Source organism: Janthinobacterium sp. LPB2021202312-11-4, from assembly GCF_037049705.1.
GTDB lineage: Bacteria > Pseudomonadota > Gammaproteobacteria > Pseudomonadales > Pseudomonadaceae > Aquipseudomonas.
Genome location: NZ_JBAGKV010000004.1, coordinates 185,531 through 206,259, shown reverse-complemented (window position 1 = coordinate 206,259; position 20,729 = coordinate 185,531). Strand labels below are relative to the sequence as shown.

Below are 20,729 nucleotides of genomic sequence, written 5' to 3'. Positions count from 1 at the left end.
CTCATGACTCGCAGTAAATGGCTGGCGGCCTTATGCCTGGTGCCCTTCGCGCTGTTCTTTATCGTGTTCGAGATCGCCCCGCTGGTCTGGGTGATGATCAACAGCCTGCAATCGGAAGAGTTCGGTTGGGGCATCGAAAACTTCACCAAGATTTTCAGTTCGAAGTTCTACTTGCAGGCGATCCAGTACAGCCTTGAGATCAGTTTCTGGTCCAGCGTGTTCGGGATCATCATCGCGGTGCTCGGCGCCTATTCCCTGCGCCGGGTCGACTCGAAACTGCGCAACTTCGTCAACGCCTTCGCCAACATGACTAGCAACTTTGCCGGCGTGCCCCTGGCCTTCGCGTTCATCATTCTGCTGGGCTTCAACGGCAGTTTCACGATCATGTTGAAGCAGGCCGGGATCATTCAGGACTTCAACCTGTACTCGAAAACCGGGCTGATCATTCTCTACACCTACTTCCAGATTCCCCTCGGTGTGCTGCTGCTCTACCCGGCGTTCGATGCCCTGCGCGAAGACTGGCGCGAGTCCGCCGAACTGCTCGGCGCCAATGGCTGGCAATACTGGCGCCACATCGGTCTGCCGGTGCTGACCCCGGCGCTGCTCGGCACTTTCGTGATCCTGCTGGCCAACGCCCTCGGCGCCTACGCCACGGTCTACGCCCTGACCACCGGCAACTTCAACGTGCTGCCGATCCGCATCGCGGCGATGGTCTCCGGCGATATTTCCCTCGACCCGAACCTCGCCAGTGCGCTGGCCGTGGTGCTGGTGGCGTTGATGACCCTGGTGACCATCGTGCATCAGTTGCTGTTGAAGAGGAGCTACCATGTCTCGCGCTGAATTAGGGCCTATTGGTGTCTATCACCGGGTCGTGGTCTATCTGCTGTTTGCGATTCTGCTGCTGCCCCTGGCCGGCACGCTGATCTACTCGATTGCCAGCAGTTGGTCAGCGACCATTTTGCCCAGCGGTTTCACCTTCAAATGGTATGTGCAGCTATGGAGTGACCCGCGCTTTCTGCACGCCTTCGGGCAGTCGTTGCTGGTCTGTGTCGGTGCGCTGATTCTGTCAGTGGTGCTGATCCTGCCGCTGCTGTTCGTGGTGCATTACCACTTCCCGAAACTCGATGCGCTGATGAACATCCTGATCCTGCTGCCCTTTGCGGTGCCGCCAGTGGTGTCGTCGGTAGGGCTGCTGCAACTCTACGGTTCCGGGCCGTTTGCGATGGTCGGGACGCCGTGGATTCTGATCGGTTGCTACTTCACCGTGGCGCTGCCGTTCATGTACCGGGCGATCACCAACAACCTGCAAGCAATCAACCTGCGCGACCTGATGGACGCCGCTCAACTGCTCGGCGCCAGCACCTTTCAAGCGGCGTTCCTGGTGGTGCTGCCGAACTTGCGCAAGGGTTTGATGGTGGCGTTGCTGCTGTCGTTCTCGTTCCTGTTCGGCGAGTTCGTGTTCGCCAACATCCTGGTCGGCACGCGCTACGAAACCTTGCAGGTCTACCTCAACAACATGCGTAACAGCAGCGGCCACTTCACCAGTGCGCTGGTGATTTCCTACTTCTTCTTTGTGCTGGTTCTGACCTGGGCGGCCAATATCTTGAACAAGGACAAAAGCGAATGAGCTATGTCAGCGTCCAACATCTGCAGAAAAACTACGCGGGCACCACGGTGTTCAGCGACATCAACTGCGAAATCCAGAAGGGCGAATTCGTCACCCTCCTCGGCCCCTCCGGTTGCGGCAAGTCCACGTTGCTGCGCTGCATCGCCGGGCTGACCTCAGTGGATGGCGGCAAGATCCTGCTCGATGGCGTCGATATCGTGCCGTTGAGCCCGCAGAAGCGCGGCATCGGCATGGTGTTCCAGAGCTACGCACTGTTCCCGAACATGACCGTGGAGCAGAACGTTGCCTTCGGTTTGCGCATGCAAAAGGTCAACGCCGACGACAGCCACAAGCGTGTCGCCGAAGTGTTGAAACTGGTGGAGTTGAATGACTTCGCCGGCCGTTATCCCCATCAAATGTCCGGCGGCCAGTGCCAGCGTGTGGCCCTGGCCCGCTCGCTGGTCACCCGGCCTCGGTTGTTGCTGCTGGATGAGCCGTTGTCGGCCCTCGATGCGCGAATTCGCAAGCACCTGCGCGAACAGATCCGTGCGATCCAGCGCGAACTCGGCCTGACCACGATCTTCGTCACACACGATCAGGAAGAAGCCCTGACCATGTCTGACCGAATCTTCCTGATGAATCAGGGAAAAATCGTCCAAAGCGGCGACGCCGAAACCCTCTACACCGCACCGGTGGATGTGTTCGCCGCCGGCTTCATCGGCAACTACAACCTGCTGGACGCCGACGCCGCCTCAAAACTGCTGCAACGACCGATCACCCACCGCATCGCCATTCGCCCGGAAGCCATCGAGCTGAGCCTCAACGGCGAACTCGATGCGCAGATCCGCAGCCACAGCCTGTTGGGCAACGTGATTCGCTACCGGATCGAAGCCCGGGGTGTGGAGTTGGTGGTGGACGTGCTAAACCGCTCGGCGGCCGATCTGCATCCCGATGGTCAGCGCCTGGCGCTTTCCATCGATCCGACGGCCCTGTGTGAGGTAGCCTGATGCCTTTGCTGATGTTGAAGAGAGAACTGCACTGATGGCCCTGGCAATTTTTGATCTGGACGAAACCCTGATCCACGGCGACTGCGCCACCCTCTGGAGCGAACAGATGGGCCGGTTGGGCTGGGTTGATCCCGAGTCGTTCATGCGGCAGAACAACGAACTGATGGACGCCTACAGCCACGGCAAACTGCGGATGGAGGACTACATGACCTTCAGCCTGGAGCCGATGATCGGGCGCACGCCGGAAGAGGTCGATCACCTGGTTGGCCCGTGGGTGGAAGACTTCATTGAGCCGATCATTTTCAGCGACGCCACCAAAACCATCGCCGCCCACCGCAAGGCCGGCGACCGGATTCTGGTGATTTCGGCGTCGGGCACGCACTTGGTGCGGCCGATCGCCGATCGCCTGGGGATCGACGAGATTCTCGGCATCGAGCTGGAAGTGGCCCATGGCGTGTACAGCGGCAACACCGTCGGCACATTGACCTACCGCGAAGGCAAGATCATCCGCTTGCTGGAGTGGCTGGATGCCGAAGAGGAAAACCTCGAGGGCGCGAGTTTTTACTCGGACTCACGCAATGACTTGCCGTTGTTGCTGAAAGTGGATTTCCCGCATGTGGTGAATCCGGACCCGGTGTTGCTGGAACATGCCGAAAAGGCCGGCTGGCCAATCCACCTCTGGAAGTAAAAGCAAAAGATCGCAGCCTTCGGCAGCGCCTACATTGGGATGGTGTACACCCTGTAGGAGCTGCCGAAGGCTGCGATCTTTTCACCATCTCACACCACACGTGGAATACCGCGCCTGTAGGAGCGAGGCTTGCCCGCGAATGAAGCGACGCGGTGCATCTGTCAGACCGCGTTATCGTTCTTCGCGGGCAAGCCTCGCTCCTACAGGGTTTATCAAACCAGGCTGTCGTCGATCACCAACACCAACTTGCCCGACACCTTGTTGCTCGCCAACTCCGCAAACGCCGCTTCCGCATCCTTGATCGGGAACGCCTTGGCCAACTGCGGACTCAACCGCCCTTCCGCAAACAACGGCCACACGTGCTGGCTCAGGTCGCTAAACAAATCCGCCTTGAACTGATCATCACGACTGCGCAACGTCGAGCCCAGCAGTTGCACCCGTTTGCCCAACACCTGGGCCAGATCCAGTTTCGCCTCGCGGCCACCCATCAGGCCGATCAGCACCCAGCGACCATCGAGGGCCGTCAGTTTGAGGTTCAGCGCCGCGTAATTGCCGCCCACCGGGTCGAGGATCACATCGAACGGCCCCAGATCGCTCAAGCTCTCCAGATCCCCGGTGCGCACCACGCCACCCTGGGCACCCAGCGCTTCGCAGTAGGCCAAACGCTCCGCAGAACCGACGCTGACCCAGCACGGGTTGCCAAACGCCTTGCACAACTGAATGGCGGCTGAACCGATTCCACTGGCCCCGGCGTGCAGCAGAACTTTCTCACCGGGTTTGAGCCCGGCCAGATGAAATAAATTTAACCAAACAGTCGCGTACACCTCCGGCAACGCCGCCGCCTCGGCCAACGACAAACCTTCGGGAACCGGCAGCACGTGCCGTCCGTCGACAACCACCTCTTCGGCCATCCCGCCCCCGGCCAGCAAGGCGCAGACCCGGTCTCCCACCTGCCAGGACGAGCCCGCGCCGACCTCGCTGATCACCCCGGAACACTCAAGACCGAGCACCTGGCTGGCGCCGGGCGGTGGTGGATAAAGGCCAGCTTTTTGTAATAAATCGGCGCGATTGAGACCCGCTGCCGCCACCCGGATGCGAACTTGTCCTACATCACACGCAGGACTCGGCTCTTCAACCCACTCCACTTGACCGTCAACGCCTTGCAATGCTTTCACAGTGCCTCCATAGTGAGTCTGGACTGAGCCCGTAGCTGTAGCGCCGGGCTTTCTTGCATTATGTGACCGGCCCTTTGTGGAACCGGCGACTTCAAAGACGGCCTAATATGCGTGATCAATTGTCCCCGCGTCGAATCAGCATGAAGCATCTGTTCCCAAGCACCGCCCTAGCCCTATTTATCGGTATCGGCCTGTTGCCGCTGTCGAGCAATTCGTTTGCCGCCAATAGCTGGGACAACCTTCAGCCAGATCGTGACGAAGTAATCGCCAGCCTGAACGTCGTCGAACTGCTCAAGCGCCATCACTACAGCAAGCCGCCGCTCGACGACGCGCGCTCGGTGATCATCTACGACAGCTACCTCAAGCTGCTGGACCCGTCGCGCAGCTACTTCATGGCCAGCGACATCGCCGAATTCGACAAGTGGAAGACGCAGTTTGACGACTTCCTCAAAAGCGGCGACCTCAACGCCGGGTTCACCATCTACAAGCGCTACCTGGACCGCGTCAAAGCGCGTCTGGACTTCGCCCTTGCCGAGCTGAACAAAGGCGTCGACAAGATCGACTTCACCACCAAGGAAACCTTGCTGATCGATCGCAAGGATGCTCCGTGGCTCAAGTCCACCGCCGAACTCGACGACCTGTGGCGCAAACGCGTCAAGGACGAAGTCCTGCGGATGAAGATCGCCGGCAAGGATTCCAAGCAAATCCAGGAAACCCTGACCAAGCGCTACAAGAACCAATTGTCGCGCCTGGATCAGACCCGTCCGGAAGACATCTTCCAGGCGTACATCAACACCTTCGCCATGTCCTACGACCCGCACACCAACTATCTGTCGCCGGATAACGCGGAGAACTTCGACATCAACATGAGCCTGTCCCTCGAGGGCATCGGCGCCGTGTTGCAGAGCGATAACGACCAAGTGAAAGTCGTGCGTCTGGTGCCGGCAGGCCCGGCCGACAAGACCAAGCAGGTGGCACCGGCCGACAAGATCATCGGCGTGGCCCAGGCCAACAAAGAGATGGTCGACGTGGTCGGCTGGCGTCTGGACGAAGTGGTCAAGCTGATCCGTGGGCCGAAAGGCACCGTGGTGCGCCTGGAAGTGATTCCGGCCAGCAATGCGCCGAACGACCAGACCAGCAAAATCGTGTCGATCACCCGCGAAGCCGTGAAGCTTGAAGACCAGGCTGTGAAGAAGTCGGTCCTCAACCTGAAACAGGACGGCAAGGACTACAAACTCGGCGTCATCGAGATCCCGGCCTTCTACCTCGACTTCAAGGCGTTCCGTGCGGGCGATCCGGACTACAAGAGCACCACTCGCGACGTCAAGAAACTGCTGACCGAGTTGCAGAAAGACAAAGTCGACGGCGTCGTCATCGACCTGCGCAACAACGGCGGCGGCTCGTTGCAGGAAGCCACCGAGCTGACCAGCCTGTTCATCGACAAAGGCCCGACCGTACTCGTGCGTAACGCCGATGGCCGTGTCGACGTGCTGGAAGATGAAAACCCGGGCGCGTTCTACAAAGGCCCGATGGCGTTGCTGGTCAACCGCTTGTCCGCCTCGGCATCGGAGATCTTCGCCGGCGCCATGCAGGACTACCACCGCGCACTGATCATCGGCGGCCAGACCTTCGGTAAAGGCACCGTGCAGACCATTCAGCCGCTGAACCATGGCGAACTGAAACTGACCCTGGCCAAGTTCTACCGGGTATCCGGCCAGAGCACCCAGCATCAGGGCGTACTGCCGGATGTGGATTTCCCGTCGATCATCGACACCAAGGAAATCGGCGAAAGCGCGCTGCCGGAAGCCATGCCGTGGGACACCATCAAGGCTGCGATCAAGCCTGCGAGCGACCCGTTCAAGCCGTACATCGCCGAGCTCAAATCCGAGCACGACGCACGTTCGGCCAAGGACGCAGAGTTTGTGTTCATCCGTGACAAGCTGGCCCTGGCCCAGAAGCTGATGGAAGAAAAAACCGTCAGCCTCAACGAAGCCGATCGTCGCAAGCAACATGCCGACATCGAAGCCAAGCAGTTGGTGATGGAAAACCTGCGCCGCAAGGCCAAAGGCGAAGAACCGCTCAAAGAGCTGAAGAAAGAAGACGAAGACGCCATCGCGGCCGAGCCGGACAAAATCAAGCCGGAAGACGATGCCTACCTGAGCGAAAGCGGCCGGGTACTGCTGGATTACTTGAAACTGAGCAATCAGGTGGCCAAGCATTAAGATGATGGCAATTTAATGCTGACGCTCCCCGGAGCGTCATCAAACAGTCATCATTCTGTCGTGAAATACAGGACTGGGAGCGCCTCTTGAATCAAGAGTCCGCTCCCAGTCCTTTTTTTATCGCCAGAGATCGCCATGACCACTACCGAACAGCTGAGTGCCTTGAGTTCAATACTGGCTCAAAGCGGTTTGCACAGTCTGTTCCAGCCGATCATCTCCCTCTCCGAACGACGAATCGTTGGCTACGAAGCCCTGAGTCGCGGCCCCTCCAACAGTCCGCTGCACTCCCCCATCGCCCTGTTCGCCGTGGCCCGCCAGGCCGGACGCCTCAGCGAGCTGGAAATCGCTTGCCGTCAGAGCGCCTGTCGCCGGTTCAATGAACAGCAACTGCCGGGCAAGTTGTTCCTTAACGTGTCACCGGAATCCCTGCTCGAAACCTCGCACCAACCGGGCCGCACCTTGCAACTGCTACAGGACTTCGGCATACCACCGAGCCAGGTAGTGATCGAGCTCACCGAGCAAACCCCGACCGATGATTTCCAGTTGCTGCAAAACGCCCTGCATCACTATCGGGCGATGGGGTTTTCCATTGCGCTGGATGACCTGGGTGCCGGTTATTCGAGTTTGCGATTGTGGTCGGAGCTGCGCCCGGACTACGTGAAGATTGATCGGCACTTTATCGACGGCATCCATCAGGACGCGCTCAAGCGCGAATTCGTCGGCTCGATCCTGCAAATCGCCAAGGCCTCCCGCGCTCAAGTGATCGCCGAAGGCATCGAACTGCCGGAAGAACTGGCGGTGCTGACCGAAATGGGCGTCGATCTGGTGCAGGGCTATCTGCTCTGCCGTCCCCAGGAACATCCGCCCCGGGACGCACGCGCGCTGATGCCCAAACAGGAAAGCACCTCGGTCGCACTGAACGACGAAGGCAGCGACCTCAGCGCCCTGCTCAACGAACAACCGGCCGTGGACCGCGACACCCCGACCGCTGCCGTACTGGAAGCCTTCCGCCGCCAAGCCAACCTCAACTCCCTGGCGGTGCTCGACGAACAAGGCCAGCCCTGCGGCATCGTCCACCGCCACTCGCTCTCCGACGCCCTGCTCAAGCCCTTCGCCACCGACCTCTTCGCCCGCAAACCGATCAGCCGCTTGATGAACGACGACTTCCTCGCCGTCGAAATGAGCCAGTCGCTGCAACAAGTCAGCCGCCTCATCACCAGCCGCGCCCGGCAACGCATCGAAGAAGACTTCATCATCACCCTCAACGGCAGCTACCTCGGACTCGGCCGGGTGATCGACGTGCTCAAACTGATCACCGAACTGAAAATCCAACAAGCCCGCTACGCCAACCCACTCACCCTGCTGCCCGGCAACGTCCCGATCCAGCAATGCCTGACCCGCCTGCTGCAACAAGCCCGGGAATCGGTGATCTGCTACGTCGACATCGACAGCTTCAAACCCTTCAACGACATCTACGGCTACGGTCGCGGAGATGAAGTCCTACTGTGTTTGGCGCAGTGTCTGAATGATCGCGTCGACCCGTCCCGCGACTTCGTAGGACATATCGGCGGTGATGACTTCTTGATGGTGCTCGGCCCGGAAGACTGGCGCAAACGCCTCAACCAGTTGCTGGACGACTTCCAAAGCCAATGCCGACGCTTCTATCGCGCCGAACACCTGGAAGCCGGCTGCTTCATCGCCCCGAATCGCCAAGGCGTACGGCAAGAATTCCCATTGCTGTCACTGTCCATCGGAGTCGTGCACCTGCACCCCAAAGCCTGCGCCGGACTCGACGCGAGCCAATTGGCAGAAATGGCCTCACAAGCCAAGCACCACGCGAAGAACATCCCTGGGTATAGCGTGCATGTGATTGATAGCCTGGCGGTGCCTGGGCGAGAAGATGAACTGCTGATAGGACACCGGTGATTGACCTGACGCATTCGCGGGCAAGCCTCGCTCCTACGGGCTTCGCGTCATGCGTGATTATTGCGCCCCACACAAAACCCTGTAGGCGCGAGGCTTGCCCGCGAAGACGCCAGATCAGACATCCGAGATCTGAAAACTATTCCGCCGCAGGCATCGCCCGCAACCGCCGCCCCAACACATCCAACACATCACACCCGTCCCGCAAAGGAATGGCACACAGCAACGCAAAGTCGCTGAGAATGAAGGACTCACAATCAATCGAACCGCGCATGGACATGTTTTCCAGTACCTGGGTTACGGCACGGATTCGGTAATTGGCGGCGTCATACAAAACGTCTAGCGGGGCGTGGGTATCAACGAACAAGGTCGGCATGTCGTCGCAATTGCTGGTGAGGGCCATGAAGCGGCTTTTGGGGTGGGGGGTTGGTTTTTCGTAGGGTGGGTCGGGGTGTAGTGTTGGCATTTTTATAACTCCAGGAAGAATAGGAGCTGCCAGATGCCTTCCTACAGGCATGGGTGGCAGCCATACGCGGGGTAGGAATATCGAGCCCCAGAGACACTCGACCACACCGAAGCGTGCCCGCGCACAGCCGCCGCGACGGATTTTACGGATGCAAATCAGCAGCCGCAAATCAGAAGTAGACACTGATGCCGTCTTTGGGAGATTGACACCCACAGGCAAAAAAATGCCTCAGTTTGTGAAGCTAGGACGTATTGTGCTGCATCAAACGGCATCGTTCTTAACGTACGTTCAAGGGCGACCATAGCTCTGAGTGAACTGCAATACCCTGGCTATCGAGAGGCAATTACACTGGAGGCCGCCAAACGGAAGCGGAGTCAAGAATCAATGGCAAATCCAACAGAATTACCTTTCCACACTGCACGCCAGTTGCTGGACTACTGGTCTCCTCTAAACCCTATTTTGGATGTTGGAAGACTCATATTTAGAGGTCAGCCAAGTGATGAATACAAGCTAACACCATCAGTGTGCAGGCGTGGAGTAGGTTCATTCGCTTATGGCTCGCCAATCCACCAGAAATGGCTGCCAGCGCAGCACTGTCTCATTTAGGCCACACACTCGCATCTCATGGCCACTGGCGACACGGTCTACTCGCAGCCCTTTTCACTATCCTTCCCGCCCGTGTACTAAATGCAGTGCAACTCAGCGGAGCGTTGGAGATGGGGAGAGTTGAAATGACCAAGGGCGAATAGGCCCTGGGCGTCGAGTGTCTCCTTTGCTTGTTTCTCGCCAATGCACCCCAGACCCCAACAGCAGCTTTAGGTCGGTAGCTGCTCTTCGCTAAGGGCATCTATGGGGCGGACGCAGACAGCTGCGACAGACCGCTTCTGGCCGGTTACTGCCTTTCGCAAATGGCTGCATCAACTCAAGACGATCGCCTCCAAAACAAAGGAGCTAGCAAGTTTGGGGTATAGCAGCGGCGCCCGCAGCTACCTGATGATCACCTACAATCCATAGATGCCAGTAGTCAATAAAACCGTCCATTCAGCCGCGAGATAATTTCGCCAAAAACGCTTCGATCAACGACGCGACCTCCTGCTGAATCACCACCCGCGTCCTCCCACCCTCCCCATCCCCACAAATAATCCCATCCCCCGGCACCGCTTCTTCAAGCATCGCCACCGCCCCCGGCTTACACACCGCCATAAAGCTAAAGTGGCTGGCATCACTTATCTCAACGTATTGCTTCGACGCTTGAGGCAACCGCTTAGCCAAATAAGCAGACTCCAACTCAGCAGGAAGCTCTTCAGACGGCACACCCGCTGCAATCACCAACGTCGGCACCGGCAACTTCGCGAGGCTTTCATCGGTCATCCCACGCGACAGCCCTAGGTCCAATGAAACAACTGCAGTAACGCGTTTATCGCGCAAGTCGGCAGCCAACCGAGTCTTCGATGCCGACGTGCTTGCGGGGTTCATCGTTTGGTAGGCGGTGCAACTGGACAACGTCGAGTGGACCTTGCAGTCCTTGGCAAACCGCTCAGGATCAAACCGCGCCCCGGCAATTTCCAGCACGGTCCAGCCGCCAAGTGAATGCCCCACAGCCGCAATTCGATCCTTCGCAACCACGCCAAACTGTTCCGGCTGAGCCGTAACCGCATCGATGGCCCGACTCAGGTCAGCAGGTCGCTGCCATAACTGCGCGGCGGCTTGGGGGCTGCGGTCACGGCTAGTGGTGCCGGGGTGGTTGACTGCCGCGACGATGTAACCCTTGTGGGCGAGTGCGCTGGCTAGCCATGTCTGGTTGATCCAACTACCGCCGAAGCCGTGGGAGAGCACCACCAATGGATGTTCGCCGGCCGTCGGTGGTGCGTTGGGCACGGCGAGGGCGCCGATGAACACTGGGTTGTCGCCGAACAGTTGCGGGGTGGCGGTGCTTGCGGTGGGGTACCAGACGACCATCTCCAGTGGCCGCTCGTTTTGCGGGTCGGGCAGTGTGGAGGACTGGAAGCCGACGGAGTCAGCGAGTGCGCTGGTGGTCAGGCCTATCAATAACAGGGCGCAGAGAGCTGTTTTCACTGTATTTATCTTCCTTGATGGGATTCAACTCATTAACACCTGACATCCGCTGCCAGGTGCATCAATGACGCTTTGGGTTAAACGATGCTCAACGCCTTGAGAACCACCAACGACTGCTCGGCAAATGCTTGCGCCTGTTCGGTCAGTTCCGCGATGTTTTCTTGCGCGGTGGTCAGCGCCTTGCCGTCCTTGACGATACCCTCACCTTGTTCGCTGATGACACTCCAGGCCAGTTGCGCCCATTCCGCCGGGTGTTTTTTGCCTTGTTTGATCGATATCAGGAACAGTTGCTGGAAGCGGCCGATCGGTACGCCGCCGCCCGTGACCGGGCTGGCCAGGACCTGGATTTTGTTGCTGAGCAACGAGCGTTTGCAGAGCTGCAGGTTGAGGGTAGTGCAGCGTGCCTGTACCAGTTTCTCGGCCGCTTCGCTCTGGCACGGGGCCGCTGCGCTCATCCCGACCAATACGGTGACGGCCTGGGCCAGGTCGTCATAAGGCATCGAGGGCACGGCCGCTGACAATTGGCGCAACGTTTTGGGTGCATAGGCGTTGGCTGCCAGCGCTTCGAGTACCGGGCCGTATATTTCCGCTTGCAGCGACGCTTCGCCTGCCGGCCCCTTGACGGTGGCGGAGACGCTTTCTGCCGGCTGCAGCAGGACAAAACGGGTATTGAGCAGACCTTGGCGGTGTTCGGAAGCGGACAGTCGGTTGGCACCGCGCACGTACACATCCCGGCGGAAGTTCTGGTTAACGAAGTAGTCTCGCGCTTGTTCGCGCATGATCGGGTGATCGATGCCCTCCAGAAAGTCCATGCCTTCTGCGCTCAAGTTCAGCGGGTCGACCGTATCCAGTGGCACGGCCGTCGCGGCGAAGTCGAGTTTGGCCGGCGCCAGGGCGTCGACCACGTCGGTGAAGTACATGCAGTTCCAGTCGCGGTTGAAGTATTCATGGGCGACGTACTGCCGATCCTGGCCTTTGATGCTCTGCAGCTTGGTGTTCAGGTTCGGGGCCGCGGCGGCGTAGTTAGGGTTGGCCGCCAGCAGCGCTTCGGAGAATTGCAATGCGGCGTCTATGCGCTGGTCCGGGCGTTCGGAGCGGTTTGTCGCAAAGCGGTCGTGCAGGCTGAACAAATGACGCAAGGGTGCCGAAGGTGACCAGCCGGGGAAGCAGTTGTAGCTGATGTACAGCAGACCACCAGGCTTGAGGTGACGTCGGGCGAATTCGACGATCAGTTTTTGGTTGTCGCGGCTGACCCAGGTCCAGATGCCATGCAGGCTGATGCTGTCGAATTGTGGCAAATCATGACGGGCCAGCAGTTGCTCGAAGCTGTCGTCATACAGTTGCGCGTCGCTGTTCCAGGTGGACGCCAGCGCATTGGCATGGGCGGCCTGGCCCGGATGGAAGTCAGTGCCCATCCAGGACCCAGGGTTGGCAGCGGCATGGATGTTGATCGAGACGCCTTGGCCAAAGCCCAATTCGCAGTGATAGCCGTCGGTTGTCTCCAGACTGGCAAAACCGCGCAGCAACAAGCAATAACGCAGGAAGACTGGATTGATTTCCCGGCTATAGCTGTAGGTGTAGCCTTCGTCGGTGAAATATCCTTCGTTCCAGGCGTCGCTCATGCTCGTATCCTTTTACTTCGAGAGGGAACAGTGGCTTTTATAAGGGGTAGGCATTGCGTGCCACAAGGGAAATGACGCGGACACGTATTTTTCGCGGGCGATCGTCAGGCGCCACGTCGGGTTATTGAACAATCAGCGGATCACTGCGATGGACTATCGCTCACCAATCCTTTCAACTTTATTTCCGCCAACGGATGCCCGGCCTGCGCCGCGATCCGCCAAAACCGCGCTGCTTCCACCGGGTCCGGTGCTTTGCTCGGCGTGCCGGCCAAACTGATCACCCCAACCTGATACGCCGCTTTGCCATCCCCCGCCAACGCCGCCAGGCGCAGCAAGCGCACGCCTTCTTCACGCGCACCGAGGCCGACGCCGCGAAAGGTCAGGATGTGGCCATAGAAGCTTTGGGCGCCGACATCGCCGAGGTTGGCCATACGGGCAAACTGGCCTTCCAGCCAGCTCCAGACTCGGGGCTGGCGCACAAACCAGGACCAGTGAAACAGCCTGCGGGCCAACCAGTAGGTTGCCCGCGCCTTGAGTCGTAAAAACACTCAGGCCTCCGCAGATTCGGGGTACTCGTATTCGAAGACCCGCACCACTTCCGAGGCGTGCCATGAAGCGGCGGCGACGCCGTCGGAGGGCCCGGAGAATCGCCCCAGGCGCTCGACGCATTCGAAGAAACCGGTGCGCGGCAGGCGGCTGGCGCCCTGGCTGATCACCAGTGAGCTGCGCAGGGGCTGTTCGGCTTTGGCGTCGAGTGCGGCGAGGTGTTCAAGGGCGGCGGTGAGGGTTTGCATGGCCGGGGTCGGCAATTGCAATCGCTCGAGCAGTGCCCGGTAAGTCAGTAGATGGCGCTGACGGCGCGCCTGGTCCAGTTCACCCAACAACCCATCCCAATGTTGACGACTGATGCGTACGCTCACGATTCATCCCTCCACCCTGGCACCGTCAATTCCCAGGCCAGGCTGCGGCGAATCGCAGCGTCGGGTTGACGCTCGCCACTTTCGATCAAGGCCAGATAAGACGGGCTGATGCCTACCGTGCGGGCGAGCGCCTCAATGGCGATGCCCTTCCCTTCGCGCAAACTGCGGAGTTGATCCAGACCCGGAAGAATCTGGTCTGGTGTTGCTGCGGGTGGCGCTTTGGCGACCCGCGGCGGTTGTTGCTCGATGCCTGCTGCTTTCAGTAGAGCCTGATACTGAGCCCACGGCAGAACCGCATATTCGGGCTCGCCTTCGCGTGTGATTATCTGAATATCCATGACTTCCCCGTAGGACAACGACACTTAGCGAGTCGGCGCTTTTCCCTTGAAGTGTAATCCTAACAGCGGCCAAGGTCGCGGGGGCATCAATCTCTGGGTGAAAACTGAAACATCTCAGTCATCTTTGGGGCCTTGAAGCTGGAGTTGTTCGGGGGTATCGGGCAGTCGCTCGACCACGGCCAGCTTCTGCGGCAACTGGCGGTTGCGCCAGGCGCGGAAGGCATTGAGTTCGTCGTCGAGGGTTTTCATCACCCAGGCGAGCACCGCGATGTCGTCGAGCATGCCGAACACGGGGATAAAATCCGGGATGGCATCGAGGGGGCTGAGGAAGTACATCAGGCCGGCGATGACGATCAGAATCGATTTGCGGTTGATGGCGCGGTACTCGCCGCGCCAGTAGGCCAGGCACAGCGCCTGCAAAAGACGCAGATCATCCTTGAGTTTGCCCAGGCGCCCGCCTTCGCTGGCGCTTTTGCTGGCCACGGCGAACAGCAGGGTCGGCAAACGACCTTTCGCCAGCAGGCGACCAGCCAAGGGCAGGAAGCGAGCGAAATTCCAGGGTGCTTTCATCTTTTCCTCCCGCTGAAATGTTATCCACACAAATTGTGGATAACCTTGTGAACAGAGCTGCATTTCACGGCTGGAAGCCCCGTTTTATAAGGGCTCAACTCAGATCGGGCGTTTTTTACTCACATAAAAAAACCCAAGATTTCATTGACTTGGCCGCGAGGTGCGTCTAGCGCGGGCCTGTTCACAGGCTATGACTCCACCCTACAGCATCCGTTCGCTTTCTTTGTACTTTGCCAAACGCCAGATACAACAACGCCCCACATAATGCGGGGCGTTGTTTTCAAGCAGACGACAGTTACTTGGCGGCGTCTTCTTTTGCTGGATCTTTGATCGCCAGCAGTTCCAGGTCGAATACCAGCACCGAGTTGGCCGGGATTGCCGGGCTTGGGCTTTGCGCGCCGTAAGCCAGGTCGCTAGGAATGTACAGCTTGTACTTCTCGCCGACGTGCATCAGTTGCAGGCCTTCGACCCAACCCGGGATCACACCGCTGACCGGCAGATCGATCGGGCTACCGCGATCAACCGAGCTGTCAAAGGTCGTGCCGTTGGTCAGCTTGCCGGTGTAGTGAACAGTCACTACGTCGGTCGGCTTAGGCTGAGGACCATCCGCTTTTTTCACGATTTCATATTGCAGACCGGAAGCAGTGGTCACTACGCCGGCTTTCTTGGCGTTTTCTTCGAGGAATTTCTTGCCAGCGGCTGCCGACTCTTCGCTCATTTTCGCCATGCGTTCTTCAGCACGTTTTTGCAGTGCTGCGAAGGCTTCGACCAGTTCGTCGTCCTTCAGCTTCTGTTCTTTCTTGCCGACGGCATCTTCGATGCCCTGGGCTACGGCCTTGGAATCCAGATCATCCATGCCTTCCTGAGCCAGGCTCTTGCCCATGTTCAGGCCAATCCCGTAGGAAGCTTTTTGCGCCGGGGTTTTCAGCTCTACGCTGGTCTGCGAGTCACAACCCGCAAGTACCAGGCTAACCAGGGCCACCGCCGCCGCCAACCGATGCTGTTTCATGCTATTTCCTTGTTCATGCGCCTAAAGGGCAATCGAATAAAGCCGCGAGCTTATCAGGCGGCCACGACCAATGGCTACCGGCATGAGAGCAGGAAACTGCTGATAAGTTCAGGTCTTTTAAAGCATTTCGGGAATGGGCTCGATGAAGTTTCTGTCATCTTCATCCCACAGGAGCCGACGCCGTATCCCACATCATCTGGCGTAATGGCCTCTTGCCGCCACCACAGGAGCTAAGGCATAAAGGAGACACAACTCGACAAGGACGTTTATCTTGCGCCTCTTACTCCGCCTGATGGCTGTGATCGCCGTACTGCTGGGCCTTGGCCTGGCCGTGGTTCTGTACTACGTCGCCAACCCAAAACTGCCGGCCTATACCCCTGCGCAACAGGTGCATTATCTGGAACAGTGGAGCGCCGCCGATCGCCAGACGTACTACTTCACCCCTCAAGGCACCCAGGTCAAAGGCCTGCGCTACGAATGGTTCGGCGCGCTGGAGCTGCCCTTTTCGCAACAGCGCTTCGCCGCCCCCGAGTACCTGGCGCGCTTCGGCTTTCTGATCGATCCCGCGCAGAAAGCCACGCCGAACAATCCCGGCAACTTGCCTGTTGGTTTCGCCCGGCACCAGAATCCCGGCAGCCAGGAGCAGTTTCTCGACATCACTTGCGCCGCCTGCCACACCGGCGAACTGCGCTTCAACGGCCAGGCCGTGCGGATCGACGGCGGCTCGGCGCAGCATGTTCTACCGTCCAGCGTGCCGACCTTGCGCGGTGGCAGTTTCGGTCAGGCACTGGTGGCCAGCCTCGCCTCGACCTACTACAACCCGTGGAAATTCGAACGTTTCGCACGCAACGTGCTGGGAGCGGATTACGACGCTCGTCATCAAGCCCTGCGCGAAGACTTCAAAAGTTCGCTCGACACCTTCCTGAAAGTCGCCTGGAACGACACCCATCGCGGGCTCTACCCGACCGAAGAAGGCCCGGGCCGTACCGACGCGTTCGGGCGTATCGCCAATGCGAGCTTCGGCGATGCGATTTCACCGGATAACTACCGCGTGGCCAATGCCCCGGTGGACTACCCGCAACTCTGGGACATCTGGACCTTCGACTGGGTGCAGTGGAACGGTTCGGCGCAGCAACCGATGGCACGCAATATCGGCGAGGCGCTGGGTGTCGGCGCCACGCTGAGCTTCTTCGACGCCAACGGCCAGCCGCTCAAAGGCGATGCGCGCTACCCCTCCAGCGTCCGCGTTCGCGATTTGCACCTGATCGAAGAAACCCTGCAACGGCTCAAGCCTCCCGCGTGGCCGGAAGAACTGCTTGGCAGCGTCGACAAACCCTTGGCCGCCAAGGGTCGCGCCCTGTTCGCCGAGAACTGCGCCAGTTGCCATGTACCTCGGGTGAATCAGGTCGATGGGCGCGCCGTGCAACAGCTCAAGTTGCTGCCCGTTGCCGCCATCGGTACCGATCCCACCGCTGCCAACAACATTGCCGACCACCGTTTCGACCTGACAGCCCTGCAATGGGACCCGGCGGAACTGGCGGAACTCGACGTTCAACTGCATCCCAAACCGACCGAACCGCTGGACCTGAGCAAGCTGTCGGTGGCCAAGGGTCTCGCTTATGTCACCGCGTTCGTTGAGAACCATGCATACCCCGAGGCCAACGTGACCCCGGCAGAAAAACCGGACATGGACGGTTTCGGCCTGCCCATCGGCGTCCAGGAGTTGCGCGCCTACAAGGCCAGGCCTCTGGCTGGCGTGTGGGCCACGGCGCCATTCCTGCATAACGGTTCGGTGCCGAGCATTTATCAACTGCTTTCACCCCAGGACGAACGCGCCAGCACCTTCTATAAAGGCACGTTCGAGTACGACCCCAAACACCTGGGCTATCGCACCGAAGCCTTTACCAACGGCTTCGTGTTCGACACCCGCATCACCGGCAATCACAACAGCGGTCACGAATTCCGCGCCGGTGAGCGCGGTAATGGCGTGATCGGTCGCTTGCTGCAACCCGAGGAACGCTGGGCGCTGCTGGAATACCTGAAAGTGCTGGGCGGTCCGCTGGAAGCGCAATTGCCATGACCTCGGCCTCCATCAAAAGGACTTACCCATGCTGATCACACTCTGGCTGCGCCTCGGCGCTTTTCTCGCCAAGACCCTGCTGTGGTTGCTGGGCCTGGGATTGCTCGGCTGGGCCCTGGCCACCGCGTGGTTCGCCTGGCAGCAGCGCGGCCCGGTCTCCGCTGAGGAGCTGATCCCGGCGGGTGAGTCGGCGATGACTCAGGACATCATTCAGACCGCCGTGCGCATCGTCGACCAGCACCGCGAACCCACCCGTTACCTGCGTGATGCCCACGCCAAGGCCCATGGCTGTGTGAAGGCGGAGGTTCAGGTATTAGCGGGTCTGGCAGCGGATTTGCGCCAAGGCGTGTTCAGTGAACCGGGCAAAACCTGGCAAGCGACGATGCGATTGTCGAACGGCAATGCCTACCCGCAATTCGACAGCATCCGCGATGCCCGGGGCATGGCGATCAAGTTGCTCGATGTGCCCGGCAAACAATTGCTGGCGGACCAGGCAGGGCGCCATGAGCAGGACTTCGTGATGTTCAGCCATCCGAACTTCTTCGTCAGCGATGTCGCCGAGTACCGTCAGAATGTGGCGGCCCAGGCCGATGGCAAAAAAATCATGGCGTTCTTTCCGGGCTGGGACCCACGCACCTGGCAGGTCCGTCATTTGTTTATTGCGCTAGCAACGCTCTCCCCTGCTCCCGACAGCCCGACCCAGACCACTTACTTTTCGGTCTCGCCCTACAAATTCGGCGCAGCCAATGCCAAATTCCGCGTCATGCCGGACCCGGGCAGTTGCCCGGCCTACACCCTGCCCAAGCAAAACCAGGACTTGCCAAACTTCTTGCGCACCGCGCTGAACCAGCAATTGTCGACTGACCGGGTGCCGGCGTGTTTCGTTTTGCAGATCCAGCGCCAGAATGTGAACACGTACATGCCGATTGAAGACACGAGCATTGAGTGGCGTGAAAGTGATGCGCCATTTGAGACAGTGGCGAAGATCAACCTGCCGGCGCAGGACTTCGATACACCGGCGTTGAATCTGCAATGCGACAACCAGTCGTTCAACCCTTGGTTTGGCCTGGAAGCGCATCGCCCGATTGGTGGGATCAATCGTCTGCGCAAAGCGGTGTACGAAGCGGTCAGCGACTACCGGCACAGCCGTAACGCGGAGCAGTAGACGACCACTAACCTGGTGGGAGCGGGCTTGCTCGCGAATGGCGCAGTGCCAGTCGCCTAAGATGTTGGCTGACACACCGTATTCGCGAGCAAGCCCACCCCCACAAGAGCAAACGCCAAACGCCAGACGACAAAAAGCCCGCATTAAGCGGGCTTTCTGTGTGGTGACCTGGCGTTCAGCGTTCCAGGTGACCGAATATGGCGCAGCGGACGGGACTCGAACCCGCGACCCCCGGCGTGACAGGCCGGTATTCTAACCGACTGAACTACCGCTGCGCGTAGCATTGAAAGTAATGGTGGGTGATGACGGGATCGAACCGCCGACATTCTGCTTGTAAGGCAGACGCTCTCCCAGCTGAGCTAATCACCCAGTACCTTCGTTACGGGGCGCATTATGCCACAAGTTTTCGTAAGGTGTTGATTTAATTGAATATTTTTTCAAATAAATCTGAAAACCGATGAAACAACACATCCCGCAGGAACAACAGACAGAAAAAAACCCGCGTGAGCGGGCTTTTCCGTGGCGACCTGGCGTTCAGCATTCCAGGTTACCGAATATGGCGCAGCGGACGGGACTCGAACCCGCGACCCCCGGCGTGACAGGCCGGTATTCTAACCGACTGAACTACCGCTGCGCGTAACACTAAGAACGAATGGTGGGTGATGACGGGATCGAACCGCCGACATTCTGCTTGTAAGGCAGACGCTCTCCCAGCTGAGCTAATCACCCTTCGCTTCGGTGTGGCGCGCATTCTACGGAGCGACCCTATCTCTGGCAAGCACTTTTTTAAATAATTTTCCGAGGCCTTCCAAAGGCTTAGAGAAGGGTTGGCCTATGACGCCGCGAAGAGAATAATGCCCCCCTTTGTATAAAGGAGAGACTCGCCTCATGTGGTTCAAAAACCTGCTTATCTATCGCCTGACCCAAGATCTGCCTTTTGATGCCGAGGCGTTGGAAACTGCACTGGCCACCAAACTGGCGCGTCCATGTGCAAGCCAGGAGTTGACCACCTACGGTTTCGTCGCGCCGTTCGGCAAAGGCGAAGATGCGCCACTGGCCCACGTCAGCGGCGACTTCCTGCTGATCGCCGCCCGTAAAGAAGAACGCATTCTGCCGGGCAGCGTCGTACGTGACGCGGTCAAGGAAAAGGTCGAAGAGATCGAAGCCACGCAAATGCGCAAGGTCTATAAGAAGGAACGCGACCAGATCAAGGATGAAATCATCCTGGCTTTCCTGCCCCGCGCCTTTATCCGTCGTTCGTCGACCTTCGCCGCCATCGCGCCGAAACAGGGCCTGATCCTGGTGAACTCGGCCAGCCCGAAACGCGCCGAAGACCTGCTGTCGACCCTGCGTGAAGTGATCGGCTCGCTGCCAGTGCGTCCGCTGACCGTGAAAATGGCCCCGACCGCCACCATGACCGAATGGGTCAAGACCCAGAAAGCGGCGGACGATTTCTTTGTGCTGGACGAGTGCGAACTGCGCGACACCCACGAAGACGGCGGCATCGTGCGCTGCAAGCGTCAGGACCTGACCAGCGACGAAATCCAGCTGCACCTGAGCACCGGCAAAGTGGTCACTCAGCTGTCGCTGGCCTGGCAGGACAAGTTGTCGTTCATGCTCGACGACAAAATGACCGTCAAGCGCCTGAAGTTCGAAGACCTGCTGCAAGATCAGGCGGAACAGGACGGCGGTGACGAAGCCCTGGGCCAACTGGACGCCAGCTTCACCCTGATGATGCTGACCTTCGGCGACTTCCTGCCGGCGCTGGTTGAAGCGTTGGGTGGTGAAGAGACCCCACAAGGCATCTAAAGCCTTGTGATTACCCATGTGGGAGCGGGCTTGCTCGCGAAGGCGGTGTGCCA

General features: G+C 59.2%; 18 protein-coding genes and 4 tRNA genes. 9 read left to right on the top strand and 13 right to left on the bottom strand.

The window, feature by feature from the left end:
* The first annotated feature begins 3 nt into the window (after positions 1 to 3).
* From V5E99_RS06450 to V5E99_RS06435, 4 genes are read left to right on the top strand one after another with little or no spacing between them, the layout of a single operon-like run.
* Positions 4 to 840, top strand: coding sequence for an ABC transporter permease (locus tag V5E99_RS06450; protein ID WP_499801683.1), 837 nt, complete (start codon positions 4 to 6; stop codon positions 838 to 840).
* Entirely contained in the window at positions 827 to 1,627 is an 801-nt protein-coding gene (locus V5E99_RS06445) for an ABC transporter permease (protein ID WP_499801682.1), read from the top strand. The genes V5E99_RS06450 and V5E99_RS06445 overlap by 14 nt, the downstream gene beginning before the upstream one ends.
* A complete protein-coding gene (locus tag V5E99_RS06440; protein WP_499801681.1) occupies positions 1,624 to 2,613 on the top strand; it encodes an ABC transporter ATP-binding protein in 990 nt (329 codons plus the stop codon). Before V5E99_RS06445 ends, V5E99_RS06440 begins: the two co-directional genes overlap by 4 nt.
* 34 nt (positions 2,614 to 2,647) lie before the next feature.
* The gene (locus V5E99_RS06435) at positions 2,648 to 3,301 is read left to right on the top strand and encodes an HAD family hydrolase (protein WP_499801680.1); all 654 of its coding nucleotides are present in this window, start codon (positions 2,648 to 2,650) and stop codon (positions 3,299 to 3,301) included.
* 212 nt (positions 3,302 to 3,513) lie between these two features.
* Here the strand turns inward: V5E99_RS06435 and V5E99_RS06430 are convergent, their stop codons facing one another.
* The gene (locus V5E99_RS06430; protein ID WP_499801679.1) at positions 3,514 to 4,476 is read right to left on the bottom strand and encodes an NAD(P)H-quinone oxidoreductase; all 963 of its coding nucleotides are present in this window, start codon (positions 4,474 to 4,476) and stop codon (positions 3,514 to 3,516) included.
* A 140-nt stretch (positions 4,477 to 4,616) separates the two neighbouring features.
* On the opposite strand from V5E99_RS06430, the gene V5E99_RS06425 reads away from it, so the two are divergent.
* Together V5E99_RS06425 and V5E99_RS06420 are read left to right on the top strand one after the other, a co-directional pair.
* A complete protein-coding gene (locus V5E99_RS06425) occupies positions 4,617 to 6,698 on the top strand; it encodes a carboxy terminal-processing peptidase (protein WP_499801678.1) in 2,082 nt (693 codons plus the stop codon).
* A gap of 135 nt (positions 6,699 to 6,833) precedes the next feature.
* Complete coding sequence (locus tag V5E99_RS06420) at positions 6,834 to 8,624, top strand: bifunctional diguanylate cyclase/phosphodiesterase (RefSeq protein WP_499801677.1); 1,791 nt, start codon at positions 6,834 to 6,836, stop codon at positions 8,622 to 8,624.
* Positions 8,625 to 8,760: 136 nt separating this feature from the next.
* On the opposite strand, the gene V5E99_RS06415 is transcribed toward V5E99_RS06420, so the two are convergent.
* The 8 genes from V5E99_RS06415 to bamJ form a co-directional block, all read right to left on the bottom strand.
* Positions 8,761 to 9,087, bottom strand: a complete 327-nt coding sequence (locus V5E99_RS06415) for a hypothetical protein (RefSeq protein WP_499801676.1) — start codon at positions 9,085 to 9,087, stop codon at positions 8,761 to 8,763.
* Positions 9,088 to 10,128: 1,041 nt separating this feature from the next.
* Complete coding sequence (locus V5E99_RS06410) at positions 10,129 to 11,163, bottom strand: alpha/beta hydrolase family protein (RefSeq protein ID WP_499801675.1); 1,035 nt, start codon at positions 11,161 to 11,163, stop codon at positions 10,129 to 10,131.
* Positions 11,164 to 11,240: 77 nt separating this feature from the next.
* Positions 11,241 to 12,785: a methyltransferase regulatory domain-containing protein gene (locus tag V5E99_RS06405; RefSeq protein WP_499801674.1), complete on the bottom strand. Its 1,545-nt coding sequence runs from the start codon at positions 12,783 to 12,785 to the stop codon at positions 11,241 to 11,243.
* 140 nt (positions 12,786 to 12,925) lie between these two features.
* Positions 12,926 to 13,333, bottom strand: coding sequence for an SEL1-like repeat protein (locus tag V5E99_RS06400; protein ID WP_499801673.1), 408 nt, complete (start codon positions 13,331 to 13,333; stop codon positions 12,926 to 12,928).
* Positions 13,334 to 13,705: a hypothetical protein gene (locus V5E99_RS06395; protein WP_003223109.1), complete on the bottom strand. Its 372-nt coding sequence runs from the start codon at positions 13,703 to 13,705 to the stop codon at positions 13,334 to 13,336.
* Positions 13,702 to 14,043: a helix-turn-helix domain-containing protein gene (locus tag V5E99_RS06390; protein WP_499801672.1), complete on the bottom strand. Its 342-nt coding sequence runs from the start codon at positions 14,041 to 14,043 to the stop codon at positions 13,702 to 13,704. Before V5E99_RS06390 ends, V5E99_RS06395 begins: the two co-directional genes overlap by 4 nt.
* 114 nt (positions 14,044 to 14,157) lie before the next feature.
* Entirely contained in the window at positions 14,158 to 14,613 is a 456-nt protein-coding gene (locus V5E99_RS06385; RefSeq protein ID WP_499801671.1) for a YkvA family protein, read from the bottom strand.
* Between the two features lie 295 nt (positions 14,614 to 14,908).
* On the bottom strand, positions 14,909 to 15,622 hold the full coding sequence (gene bamJ / locus V5E99_RS06380) for a BamJ family beta-barrel-assembly machinery protein (protein WP_499801670.1): 714 nt from the start codon (positions 15,620 to 15,622) through the stop codon (positions 14,909 to 14,911).
* A gap of 271 nt (positions 15,623 to 15,893) precedes the next feature.
* Between bamJ and V5E99_RS06375 the strand changes: the two genes are divergently transcribed.
* Positions 15,894 to 17,702: a di-heme-cytochrome C peroxidase gene (locus tag V5E99_RS06375; RefSeq protein WP_499801669.1), complete on the top strand. Its 1,809-nt coding sequence runs from the start codon at positions 15,894 to 15,896 to the stop codon at positions 17,700 to 17,702.
* A 28-nt stretch (positions 17,703 to 17,730) separates the two neighbouring features.
* Positions 17,731 to 18,867, top strand: a complete 1,137-nt coding sequence (locus tag V5E99_RS06370; protein WP_499801668.1) for a catalase family protein — start codon at positions 17,731 to 17,733, stop codon at positions 18,865 to 18,867.
* Positions 18,868 to 19,065: 198 nt separating this feature from the next.
* Here V5E99_RS06370 and V5E99_RS06365 read toward each other — a convergent pair.
* The 4 genes from V5E99_RS06365 to V5E99_RS06350 form a co-directional block, all read right to left on the bottom strand.
* Positions 19,066 to 19,142 (bottom strand) — tRNA-Asp (locus tag V5E99_RS06365).
* Positions 19,143 to 19,160: 18 nt separating this feature from the next.
* Positions 19,161 to 19,236: transfer RNA gene (locus V5E99_RS06360), tRNA-Val, on the bottom strand.
* A gap of 188 nt (positions 19,237 to 19,424) precedes the next feature.
* Positions 19,425 to 19,501 (bottom strand) — tRNA-Asp (locus V5E99_RS06355).
* A gap of 19 nt (positions 19,502 to 19,520) precedes the next feature.
* A tRNA-Val gene (locus V5E99_RS06350) sits at positions 19,521 to 19,596 on the bottom strand.
* Positions 19,597 to 19,755: 159 nt separating this feature from the next.
* Between V5E99_RS06350 and rdgC the strand changes: the two genes are divergently transcribed.
* The gene (gene rdgC, locus V5E99_RS06345) at positions 19,756 to 20,676 is read left to right on the top strand and encodes a recombination-associated protein RdgC (protein WP_499801667.1); all 921 of its coding nucleotides are present in this window, start codon (positions 19,756 to 19,758) and stop codon (positions 20,674 to 20,676) included.
* Positions 20,677 to 20,729 lie beyond the last annotated feature (53 nt).